Source organism: Alteromonas sp. DYW1 (assembly GCF_059752595.1).
Genome location: NZ_CM186038.1, coordinates 1826613 through 1838189 on the forward strand (window position 1 = coordinate 1826613; position 11577 = coordinate 1838189).

General features: G+C 42.8%; 8 protein-coding genes and 1 pseudogene. 3 read left to right on the plus strand and 6 right to left on the minus strand.

What is annotated here, in order from left to right:
* Nucleotides 1-873: 873 nt before the first annotated feature.
* A pseudogene (locus AC121Z_RS08080) lies at nucleotides 874-1104 on the plus strand (EscU/YscU/HrcU family type III secretion system export apparatus switch protein); the annotation flags it as partial.
* Between the two features lie 238 nt (nucleotides 1105-1342).
* Nucleotides 1343-2662 (plus strand): TrkH family potassium uptake protein, encoded by a 1320-nt coding sequence (locus AC121Z_RS08085; RefSeq protein ID WP_498127967.1) that lies wholly within the window; start codon nucleotides 1343-1345, stop codon nucleotides 2660-2662.
* A 368-nt stretch (nucleotides 2663-3030) separates the two neighbouring features.
* Here AC121Z_RS08085 and AC121Z_RS08090 read toward each other — a convergent pair whose 3' ends face one another.
* Nucleotides 3031-3699, minus strand: coding sequence for a hypothetical protein (locus AC121Z_RS08090; RefSeq protein WP_498127968.1), 669 nt, complete (start codon nucleotides 3697-3699; stop codon nucleotides 3031-3033).
* A gap of 850 nt (nucleotides 3700-4549) precedes the next feature.
* Between AC121Z_RS08090 and AC121Z_RS08095 the strand changes: the two genes are divergently transcribed.
* Nucleotides 4550-5050 carry a hypothetical protein gene (locus tag AC121Z_RS08095; protein WP_498127970.1) on the plus strand — a complete coding sequence of 167 codons (501 nt, stop codon included), beginning with the start codon at nucleotides 4550-4552 and terminating at the stop codon, nucleotides 5048-5050.
* A 36-nt stretch (nucleotides 5051-5086) separates the two neighbouring features.
* Here AC121Z_RS08095 and AC121Z_RS08100 read toward each other — a convergent pair whose 3' ends face one another.
* The 5 genes from AC121Z_RS08100 to ubiG form a co-directional block, all read right to left on the minus strand.
* Nucleotides 5087-6037: an IS110 family RNA-guided transposase gene (locus AC121Z_RS08100; protein WP_498127972.1), complete on the minus strand. Its 951-nt coding sequence runs from the start codon at nucleotides 6035-6037 to the stop codon at nucleotides 5087-5089.
* A gap of 501 nt (nucleotides 6038-6538) precedes the next feature.
* Nucleotides 6539-6793 carry a class I ribonucleotide reductase maintenance protein YfaE gene (yfaE, locus tag AC121Z_RS08105; protein WP_498128189.1) on the minus strand — a complete coding sequence of 85 codons (255 nt, stop codon included), beginning with the start codon at nucleotides 6791-6793 and terminating at the stop codon, nucleotides 6539-6541.
* A 52-nt stretch (nucleotides 6794-6845) separates the two neighbouring features.
* The gene (nrdB, locus tag AC121Z_RS08110; RefSeq protein WP_498127973.1) at nucleotides 6846-7976 is read right to left on the minus strand and encodes a class Ia ribonucleoside-diphosphate reductase subunit beta; all 1131 of its coding nucleotides are present in this window, start codon (nucleotides 7974-7976) and stop codon (nucleotides 6846-6848) included.
* Nucleotides 7977-8041: 65 nt separating this feature from the next.
* Nucleotides 8042-10366 carry a class 1a ribonucleoside-diphosphate reductase subunit alpha gene (gene nrdA / locus AC121Z_RS08115; protein WP_498127974.1) on the minus strand — a complete coding sequence of 775 codons (2325 nt, stop codon included), beginning with the start codon at nucleotides 10364-10366 and terminating at the stop codon, nucleotides 8042-8044.
* 372 nt (nucleotides 10367-10738) lie between these two features.
* A complete protein-coding gene (gene ubiG, locus AC121Z_RS08120) occupies nucleotides 10739-11440 on the minus strand; it encodes a bifunctional 2-polyprenyl-6-hydroxyphenol methylase/3-demethylubiquinol 3-O-methyltransferase UbiG (RefSeq protein WP_498127976.1) in 702 nt (233 codons plus the stop codon).
* Between the last annotated feature and the right edge of the window lie 137 nt (nucleotides 11441-11577).

The following is an 11577-nucleotide window of genomic DNA, read 5'->3' on the forward strand; positions in this document are numbered from 1 at the left end:
ACTACGCTAACAGTCTAAATAAATTAAATAGCCTCCTAGCCCGACGGGGGCTTTTTTATGTCTGATGTATAGCGCCTTTCTGTTCCGACATTTACTTTAATAAGGTTAAGGCTGTCTGCGCCAGAGCGCTATTATTGAATAGCGCTTCGTTGATAGTGGTCGCAACAGACAAGATGCAGGGAGTGTTTATTGGCGAGTCTCTCAAAGGAAATGAAGAATATTTAAGATATGTATGGTTCAAAGGCTTGCAGGATGGAAATGGTGAGAGGATATATACCAACAGAAGGTGGACTGCCCATTTTAGAAGCCGGTAAAACGGGCCCGTGATGTATAACAAGCCCATCAATGCGCTGCGCTGGGACAAATACCTGTGGGCTCCCAACGCTTCGCTAGGTATTTTAGCCCACAGCTAATTGCCCCTTATAGGGGTGTTATGTGCCAGCGTGAGTACCTTGGAAATCTCAGGTAAAACTAAAATACAAAGCTGGAAATAATTTCTAGAGCCATGTTATTTGTGGGTCTTTTTACTGTGTTTGTTTTGGCTTTCATTGGTGTTGTCAATTTATCATCAGCTGTTGGGGTAGTCTTAGTATCTTCCCTTTTAACTGAGTAGATTCGTCATTTTTGCCTTTTTAACCTGATAAAGTGGCGTAATTGCAGAGGGAATATAGCTAAATATAAAAATGGAAAAAACATACCAATTAAAAGGCTCTTCAGTCGTTTCGCTCTCGATCAGGCATGAAGACATTGCGGGAAGCATAAAGCAAATGTCAGTCGTCCACTTTAGGTCAGGCCAACTTCCGCTTTTCGTGCAACGTGATCGTAAGGTCATGGTTTTTAGATGGTCAGCTGTTGGCACGTAGCGTCAATTGCGCGCCGTTCGTTGTAGCAAAAGGCTTGGATGAATTAGCGATGCATATTCGAAAGATTGCAACAGCGCATGATGTGCCAATTGATGAGTCACCAGCGCTTGCTCGTGCTGTTTACTATTCAACTGAAGTCAATCACGAATTGCCTCAAGCGCGGTTTCTGGCGGTAGTCGAAGTACTCGCTTATGTTTACCAGCTGAAAGCATTTAAGTCAGGCAAAGGCTCTAGACCTTAGCCGCTGAAGAAAGATTTACCTATTCCAGAGGATTAACGACGATAACTAAGTTAGAGTGAGGCTGAGGGTAGGTTTCTGCATGCATAATATCGTTTGATGAATGATTATAAGTTGCAATCGAAAGGAATCGAGAACTATTGGCAAAACATTCACTTTAGTCTAATACTAGCTCCGATATTTTATAATCGTTTTTTAAGATTGTTACGTAGAAATCTCACGCAACAATCGCGAGGGAATTATGCGTAGACTTACTCAGTACCTTAAGGGTATTTCACCCACAGCACTTCTCGTGCAAGGCTATTTGTTTTATCTCATCACCGGTTGGGCACTGCTTTCATTACCTATAGCCCAGCAGCAAGAAGTTGCGTTTATTGACAGTCTTTTTATATCAGCATCAGCGGTGTCGACCACTGGATTAGTATCTATAGACCCTGGTACAAACTTTAATCTCTTTGGTGAAATTGTGATTTTACTGCTGATTCAAGCCGGTGGTATCGGATACATGACCTTTGGGTCTTTTATTCTGCTGTCTATTAAACACAAAGCGATGAACACTTCTCTAAAAATCAGCAAGCGTGCTTTTGCACTGCCCAAAGACTTCAGGATCAGTCGGTTCGTCAAAAAAGTGATTGTATTTACCTTTGCTGTCGAAGCCATCGGAGCGGCGATATTGTATGCATTCTTTTGGGCGGACGGTGTGGAGTCCCCATTATGGTTTGCCATTTTTCACAGTGTCAGTGCGTTTTGTACGGCAGGCTTTAGTTTAATGTCGACAAGCTTTGAGGGCTATCAAGGACACATTGGGATTAACTTAACCATCGCCGCGTTAAGTCTAATTGGCGCCATTGGTTTTATTGTTCTGGTTGATGTTTGGGACTTAATACGCGGCAGATGTAAAAATATCCACTTTACTAGCAAAGTGATTTTGAAGATTACCTTGGGCTTCCTGGTGGTGGGTACAGTCTTTTTAGCCGTGACTGAACCAAAGATTGCAGAGCTACCATTAACTGAACGATGGCTTGTGGCGTTCTTTCAAGTTATGACGGCAACGACTACCGTTGGTTTTAATACATATCCAATCGGCGACCTTGCGCCTGTTGCCATATTTCTAATGTATTTCTTTATGTTGTTTGGAGCATCGCCTTCAGGTACGGGGGGAGGATTAAAGTCCACTACCTTTGCAGCGCTCGTTGGCTTGGTCAAAAGCACTTTGAAAAAGCGCGACAAAATCCGATTTAATAAGCGCGTATTGCCATTGGAAAAACTCCAAATGGCTGCGAGTAGCTTTATTTTCTGTATGGCCGTAATGTTCTGCTCTATGTTGTTACTATTGATGACGGAATCGGCAAGTATGGACGTTATTCTGTTCGAGGTGTTTTCGGCACTTGGGACCGTTGGACTCAGTATGGGGCTAACCGGTGACTTAACGTCTATCGGAAAACTGATTGTCGTGATTTTGATGTTTATGGGCCGAGTGGGTATTTTGACGTTCGGTATTATGTTGTCGATGCACGATGAAAGTCGCGAAGAAGAAAGCGATAACGACCTAGTTCTATAATCATTCTCTTCGAATCTATACCTGAGCTGTTTTGATTTCGAGGTCTTTTAATGAGACCTCGTGCAATTCATCAGTATATCGTTAATGCAAGGTTCATTTTAGAAATCGATAGGATGTATGGGGCTACGCTAACCTCTCAACAGAAAGATATGACCCGCCATTCGTGCCAGATCTAATCGCTACATCTATGGACGCCCTTTTTGCCAATGCGGATGAGCAATTCCGACAGCTTTCAACCAAAGCACAGGTGATTTACTCAGAATCTAACAAGCATCATTTGCGTATTGCGGATAAGGAACTGGTGCTAAGAACGATCAGAAAACTGCTTCAGGAGTAACGTTTTCGACTGTTCTCATACTTATCTGCGTTCATTCCTTAGAATGCTCGGCAAGGTACTGCAAAGACTCTACTGCCTCGATAGTGTAGATAGTGGTCTCTTGAGTGGAATTGTCATAGGTAAACAGGAAATAACTACTCACGCCTAATAATGTTGTGCTCTTAGCATCTCTATCGCTAACAACAATGCTCACCTTTGCGCCACCACCAGATTTAATATCTTCGGCTTCATTATTGGCGAAAAACCATATATAGGCACCAAGTGAAAAAAGCCCCATAACAAAAGTGAGTCGGAGATTGTTCTTGCGCTTTTTAGGTGCCCAGAAAATAAGTAGCAGGATCCTAATGTAGATAGGCATCGGCTTATGAGCATATTTTACCCGTTGTCGAGCACTAAACAGGTTGGCGATATCAGCGAAATAGAAAAATAACGTAATCGCTGTAAATACCACAATAATATCGGGATTCTTAATTGGTGCGACGAGAATATCTTCTAGCGTAATAAACTTAACAATGTCGATACCAAATGCGTCGTATAGGGTGTACAAGTATGCGGTGCTAGTTAGGATCATTACCAGATAAGCTATGGTAATCGACAGGCCAGTGGATGCGCGGATAAACTGATACAAGTCGCCAAACAGCAAGGTGTATTGAGATTCCGCGTTTGCTTTTTCTGGCTCTGGTTTATTCCAACTCTGCACTAGCTCTACTCAAACAGTTAAAGCGTCATAGCTTAGCGATAGTTAGATGGGTTCGCAAATAAAGGCTGTAACAAAGGTTAATTAGCTGTTTGAATCAACGTTTGCTGGGCATTTTAATAAATAGGTTTTCTCTGCTTCATAGCAACGCCCTTTCAAAATGAGTAAAGCCTTGCATTGACCAGTTGAACTCATAGGACATAGTGGTCATAGGTTACGATGATATTTTAGGGGTGCGATGTGCCATTTCCAGACCAACAGAAATCGATGGTTAAACGATCACTTTGTACGTATTGCCGACATTCAAAAAACTACCCATTAGGCAGAAATTTCAAGCGATGAATTAGCCAAACTAAATCGCATCGTCTATGTCAGCTTTTGAACCAATAGCAGACTAATTTGACCATCCGTAATTACTAAGACTTCACAGTAACACGCATCAAAAAGTAGTCATAATTGGCTTGTAGCCCTCGTGGTGTATGAGTTTCGGTGCAAATTGGGGTTTGTAATTACTGAGAAGTCTCAGTAACACGCAATAAATTTACGTTAAAATCATGCTGTAGGCCCCATCATTGCTGAAAATGGGGTATGATTTGTAACTGTAATTAATGAGAAGTCTTAGTAACACGCAAATTTGCGCATCTAAAAATGCTAACTCATTGATTTACCTATATTAGCTTGCGAGTTAAGCCCGTTATTACTGAGAAGTCTCAGTAATACGCATAAAAAACGGTGTTTTTTAGTGTGGTGAGTCTTGTAAGTTACTGATATTAAATACGAATATGGAGATTTGTTGCATGAAACCCGCTGCGTGTTACTGTGAAGTCTTCATAATAAGATGTTATGCGTCATCGTGAAGAAGTTAAGTAAATTTTTAGCTAACCTATTTTTAATGCTTCTTTGCATTTATGTGATTAGTTGCTTTTTCAACTCAATCTCCTATAGCACAAAAGCGTTATGGTTAATTTCCGGATTGTCCTGCGCACTTTCAATAGGTCTTTTCTATTGGTGGCAATCAAGACAGTCGGTTAAGTTGAAAAGTAAGGATATTCCGGTAACAGTTGGGATTATTCTGCCAGCATTCGTATGCTGCAGTTGGCTACTTGTTAACGCAATATGCATCAGTCTAATTCATCTAAGACTTGTGCCATACGAGACATCACAAATTGTAGTAGATGTCACCAACAAAGGTTGTGCTTCGGTCAAAGGCTCAGTTAACTGTTACATTACTATCGGCGGCGAAAAATACTATCTACCGAGAATAGAATTAAAAGATATCGAACTCGGAGAACAAAAAATCAATGTTAGAGAATATTGGCTAGGGGTATACGTAGATAGTGTCGGCAGCAAATGACGCATAACAAACGACTATGGTGTCAAATCACCCAAGTTACGCTGTTGTTACAGTCCACTTCTTACCGTCTCTGACCATCGAATTTAAGATAACAACCATCTTTCTGACACAGGCGATTAGAGCCACTTTTTTAGGCTTACCTTGCGCCAATAAGTGCTGATACTTTTGCTTGAAAACCGGATTGCATTGTATCGCTGACATCATGGCCATGAATAACACGGTTCGCACTTGTGCTCGGCCACCTTGGACTTTGCGCTTACCCTTAAATCGACCACTCTCGTTATTGATGGGTGCTACACCCACGAGTGCTGCCGCTTGTTTATTGTTCATATACCCCAACTCTGGCAGATAGCTTATTAAGGTCGCTGCCGCTGTTTTGCCGATACCTGGCATGCTTTGTACAAGCTCACTTTTTGTTTGATAGTCAGGACAACTTTCAATTAGTTTGAGCAGCTTCGTATCGCTTTTTTCTATCTGCTTCTCTAGTGCGGTTAGAATGGGCTTTATCATGGAAGACAGGCCTTTAGGCATTATTTTCAGCCGATTCTTTTCCATGGTGCGCATCACCAGTAGCTGATTTCTGCGAGCCACTAGATCAGCCATCATCCTCATCGTCTCTGGTTTGAGATGAGAAAACTTGGGTTGAATGGCTTCACCATAATGCGCTATCAATTGCGCATCTAACTTATCGGTTTTCGCCCGACGGCCAATCGCACCAGCAAAACGTTTGATGTGAATTGGATTGGATATTACAAAGGGTAATTTGGCTTTTGAGCATGCAAGGATAAAAGCGAATTCATAACGACCGGTAGCCTCAATCACTATTCGTTCAGGACAATAGGACTTCAGCTGTTTAATCGCAGACTCAATACCTTTAGAGTCATTCGTAACCCTGAATTCTACCCCCAATGGACGAACGTGGACGTCCAAAAGGATCTTACCGGTATCAACGCCTACCGTTATTTTTTGCGCGTGCTGTGTTTTCATAATAAGCTTTACTCTGGTTTGCTAAATGCGAGCTCAAGAGGCCCAGTCGACTATTCGAGATTAGTGCTTGGAGTGCTCAGTAGCGTTCACGTTTGTTACCGGTCTCTCAACAGAGGAACCCCCAATCAATCGAACTGCTACTGTGCCTACTTTGGTTGCAGCCAAAGTCTGGGTCTCACTTTACCCTTCTTGTAAAAGGATTGAAGATGAATTTAGGGAAGAATTATCCATACAAACGACTATGGTGAAAACTTCGTTCAACCAAATTTTTGCGAATGAAAAATGAGCGTCAGCAATCAAGGCAAAGTGATCGTTCATACCATCAGTAAATAACGCCTCAAATCCGCAAAATAATCCGATATTAAAAACGCCGAAATGCTAACGTCGGCTCCTTGTCTTCAGCAGACTACCGCCTTCGCGGAAGTGACGGTCAGGTTTCCGCTCAAAGTTGCGATTGAACTGAAAAACTTTGATTGTCTGCTATTAACTGGATTAACCCTTTCAATTAACAATCAAAGTTACCGCTGACGTGGCCCGGGTACAGCAAGGCAATATTTCATCATCGTCAATAAAGGCGAGGGGGTCAGTGGTATAATCCACGCTGCCGCTGGTCATTTTACAACGGCAGGCCCCGCAAAAACCGTCACGGCAATGGAATTGGATGTCGATATTGTGCCGCTCAAGCGTTTCTAACAAGGTCTCTTTGGGGAGTGGCGTTATATCGAGTGTGTCACCGTTATCTGACTTACCATCGATAACGGTGACAATCAGTGTGTCGGCAGCAGGGCTCGTCACATGTATCGCTTACTTACAGTTCAAAATCTTCGAAGTCATTTACGCTGACTTCAGAATCTATTTGGCCGACAAGGTAGGAGCTGATCTCAGATTCTTGTGGAGCAACTTGTACGTTGTCTGAACTCAGATAGTTGTTCATCCATGGCAGTGGGTTGTCCTTCACATCGAAGGGTTGGTCCATTCCAATCGCCGACATACGGTGATTCGCAATGTACTCAACGTATTGGCATAAAATGTCTTTATTCAAACCAATCATTGAGCCGTTCTGGAACAAGTAGTCAGCCCATTGTTTTTCCTGTTCTACTGCTTTAAGGAAAATTTCGCGAGCTTCGTCTTTCAACTCTTCGGCAATTTCTGCCATTTCTGGGTCATCTTTGCCACGCGCCCATAGATTCAATATGTGCTGAGTTGACGTTAGATGCACGTTCTCGTCACGCGCGATTAACCGAATGATCTTAGAGTTACCTTCCATTAACTTCCGTTCAGCGAATGCAAACGTACACGCAAAGGAGACATAAAAACGGATCGCTTCGAGGGCATTCACTGAGTTAATGCACAAGAAGAGTTTCTTTTTAATTTCACGGATAGTTACGTTGTGCGCTTCACCATTAATGGTGTGTAAGCCCTCGCCCAAGGTTTGCCAAAGTTGGGTGTAGAAAATGAGATCATCATAATAGCGACTAATATCACTGGCGCGTTTTTTAATTTCCTCATTCACCACGATGTCATCGAACACATTACTGGGATCGGTAAATAAGTTACGCAGAATATGGGTATAAGAGCGCGAGTGAATCGTTTCGAAAAACGACCACGTCTCAATCCATGTTTCTAATTCAGGAAGAGATACAATCGGCAACAGCGCAATATTTGGGCTTCTGCCTTGTACAGAGTCGAGCAGTGTTTGATATTTTAAATTAGAAATAAAAATATGCTGCTCGGCGTCGCTCAGTTTCTGGAAATCTACCCGATCTTTACTCACATCAACTTCTTCTGGACGCCAAAAGAAGCTGATCTGCTTTTCGATTAACTTTTCAAAGATTTCGTGCTTTTGTTGGTCGTAACGCGCAACATTCACCGGATTCCCCATAAACATGGGTTCTGACATAGTGTCCGTAACAGTTTGATTAAACGTTGTATATTTCATGGAAACCTATTCTTATATCGATTCTTCGTACGTGTTCGCGCTTTGCTGTTGCTTTGGCACTTGCATTAGATCTTGCAAGCACCACCCGCACAATCGTCATCTTCAGCCATGACTACTTCAGTGGCTTGAGGTTGTTTAACGCCCGCTGATGTAATTGCAACACTGCTGCTGTCAGAGGCACCATCTCGGGTGTTGTGGTAGTACAACGTTTTCACGCCTAGTTTATAAGTAGTCAACAAGTCCTTAAGCAATAGCTTCATAGGCACCTTGCCGCCATCATACTTACTCGGGTCGTAATTGGTGTTGGCTGAAATGGTTTGGTCAATGAACTTCTGCATAATGCCGACCAGCTGCAAATAGCCATCATTTGACGGAATATCCCACAGCAATTCATATTGATCTTTCAACCGCTCATATTCAGGCACGACTTGCTTCAATACGCCGTCTTTACTTGATTTGATACTGATGTGACCACGTGGTGGTTCAATACCATTGGTTGCATTAGAGATCTGGGAGGAGGTCTCCGAAGGCATTAGCGCGGATAAGGTACTGTTGCGCAGACCGTGTTTTACGATGTCCTCTCGCAATGCATCCCAGTCATAATGCAAAGGTTCGTCGCAAATAGCATCAAGCTCTTTACGATAGGTATCAACTGGCATTAGGCCTTGTGAGTAGGTGGTTTCGTTAAACTTAGGACAAGCGCCTTTTTCTTTCGCTAGGTTATTCGATGCTTTGAGTAAGTAATATTGCATTGCTTCAAAGGTACGATGGACCAAACCATTAGCACTGTGATCAGAATACTTGACCCCATTCTTCGCTAGGTAGTATGCAAAGTTAATCACACCGATACCCAGCGTACGACGACCTTCAGTGGCGTTACGCGCCGCTGGTACTGGGTAGTCTTGATAGTCGAGCAAACAATCCAGTGCTCGTACAGCCAAATCCGCTAATTCATCAAACTCATCTAGGCTTTGGATCGCACCTAAGTTAAAGGCTGAGAGGGTACATAAGGCAATTTCACCTTCTTCATCATTAACGTGCTGCAACGGTTTAGTCGGCAGAGCAATTTCAAGGCATAAATTACTTTGGCGTACCGGTGCTAATTGCGGATTAAACGGACTATGAGTATTACAATGATCCACATTCTGTAAGTAAATGCGCCCAGTACTTGCTCGCTCTTGCATAAATAAACTGAACAACTCTACAGCTTTAATTTGTTTCTTACGGATACTGGGATCATTTTCATACTGCACGTATAAGCGCTCAAATTCATCCTGATCCGCAAAAAACGCATCGTACAACCCAGGTACATCCGATGGGCTAAACAAGGTAATGTACTGATCCTTGATCATCCGCTGATACATCAGCTTATTAAACTGCACACCGTAATCAAGATGGCGCACACGGTTTTCTTCAACACCACGGTTATTTTTAAGTACTAGTAACGATTCAACCTCTAGATGCCAGAGTGGGTAGAATAGGGTGGCTGCCCCGCCTCGAACACCACCTTGTGAACAGCTTTTAACGGCTGTTTGGAAGTACTTATAGAACGGCAAGCAACCGGTGTGGAAAGCTTCACCACCTCGAATAGGGCTGCCCAGCGCTCGGATCCGGCCAGCATTAATACCAATACCGGCTCGCTGACTCACGTATTTAACAATCGCGCTGGCCGTTGCGTTAATTGAATCTAAGCTATCACCCGTTTCAATTAATACACAGCTACTGAACTGGCGAGTAGGGGTTCGCACACCTGACATGATGGGTGTGGGTAACGAGATTTTAAATTTAGATGTCGCGTCATAGAAACGCTTGATGTAATCCATACGCGTATCTTTGGGATAATCCGCGAACAGACATGCTGCCACTAAGATATACAGGAACTGGGCAGATTCATAGATTTCCCCAGTCACGCGGTTCTGAACGAGGTACTTGCCTTCTAGTTGTTTGACTGCGGCATAGCTGAAATCCATATCACGCCAGTGGTCGATGTAGGCATCGAGTTCTTCAAGCTCGGCAATGCTGTAGTCTTCAAGAATATGTGTGTCGTATTTACCGGCCTTCACCATTTTTTGTACATGGTCAACAAGGGTGGGGGGCTCAAACTGGCCATAGGCTTTTTTACGTAAATGGAAAATGGCGAGACGTGCGGCTAAATATTGGTAATCTGGTGCATCCGTGCTGATCAGATCAGCAGCAGACTTGATCAAGGTTTCGTGAATGACTTCAGTGCTGATCCCTTCGTAAAACTGGATTTGCGCTTTAATTTCAACTTGAGATACCGAGACATTACTCAGCCCTTTTGCAGCCCAAGTAATAACCTTATGGATTTTATCGAGATCGATTGCTTCTTTTTCACCATTACGTTTAGTGACATACAGATTATTATTCATGATGTTTAGCCATTCATTTGAGTTAGCGCACGACACAGAGAGCGATAAAGCTCAGTTTGAGTATCGTTAGTATTTTTATAATTAAATTTGTCGCTGCTTTTTTATACGTTTTTAGCGAGCAACTGAAACACAAGATAGTGCGCTTTCGGTGTTAACGCAACCCAATATATAGGGATTTCGTTAAATAAAACTTGGCATTAATTTTAAGTTAGTGGGGACTAACGTTATGCCGCTTTTCTTGGCGATGTTTACTAAAGATCAATGGGTTTTTTAGCGTTAAAACCAAATTTTTATAACTTGCATTGATCCTAGAGGAAATCGATATATAGGTTAAAATTGCGTACACCATAACTAGATGTAGTGGTTTTGCCATTAAACGCGACAATGTAAAAGATAATTCACATCTAAATTTTTATCGGATAAATAATAGTTCTGCAATATCGGATTAAAGTGCAAACCTATCGCGGCTTTAACTGTTAATTGGGTGTCATCAATCATACTCATCAATTCGCTGGGCTTGATGAACTTGGCATGTTCGTGGGTTCCCTTAGGAACCATGTTAAGCACGTATTCAGCACCTACGATCGCCATTAAGTACGACTTCATGTTGCGATTGAGTGTAGAAAAAAAGACATGGCCGCCGGGTTTAACCAAGCGCGCACACGCCTGAATGACTGAAGCCGGTTCTGGCACGTGTTCGAGCATTTCTAAACAGGTCACAACATCGAAGGATTGCGCGTGTTGCTCAGCAAAGGCTTCTGCTGTGCTCAGCGTATAATTGACCGAAACACCAGACTCCAACCCGTGTAGTTTAGCTACCTCCAAAGCGTCTTGTGACATATCAATGCCACTAACATTTGCGCCTTGCTTCGCCATGGATTCAGATAAAATGCCACCGCCACAGCCAACATCACAGATCGTTTTAGCGAACAGACCGTCACAAGCCGCAACTATCCACTCAACGCGTAATGGGTTAATTTGATGTAAAGGCTTGAATTCGCCTTCTAGATCCCACCAACGAGAAGCGATATCTGAGAATTTTTGAATTTCCTTGGCATCTACATTGGTGCTCATTTTTTGCTCTTTGGTTAGCTTTGATCCGCAATATTATTAACGATTGCAATCAGCCAGGTAAAGGCTTCACTAAAAGTTTTATCAGAAGCGCATCTAAGGCTACAGTTTGAGAATATCTAGTGGTACACTCAACTGCT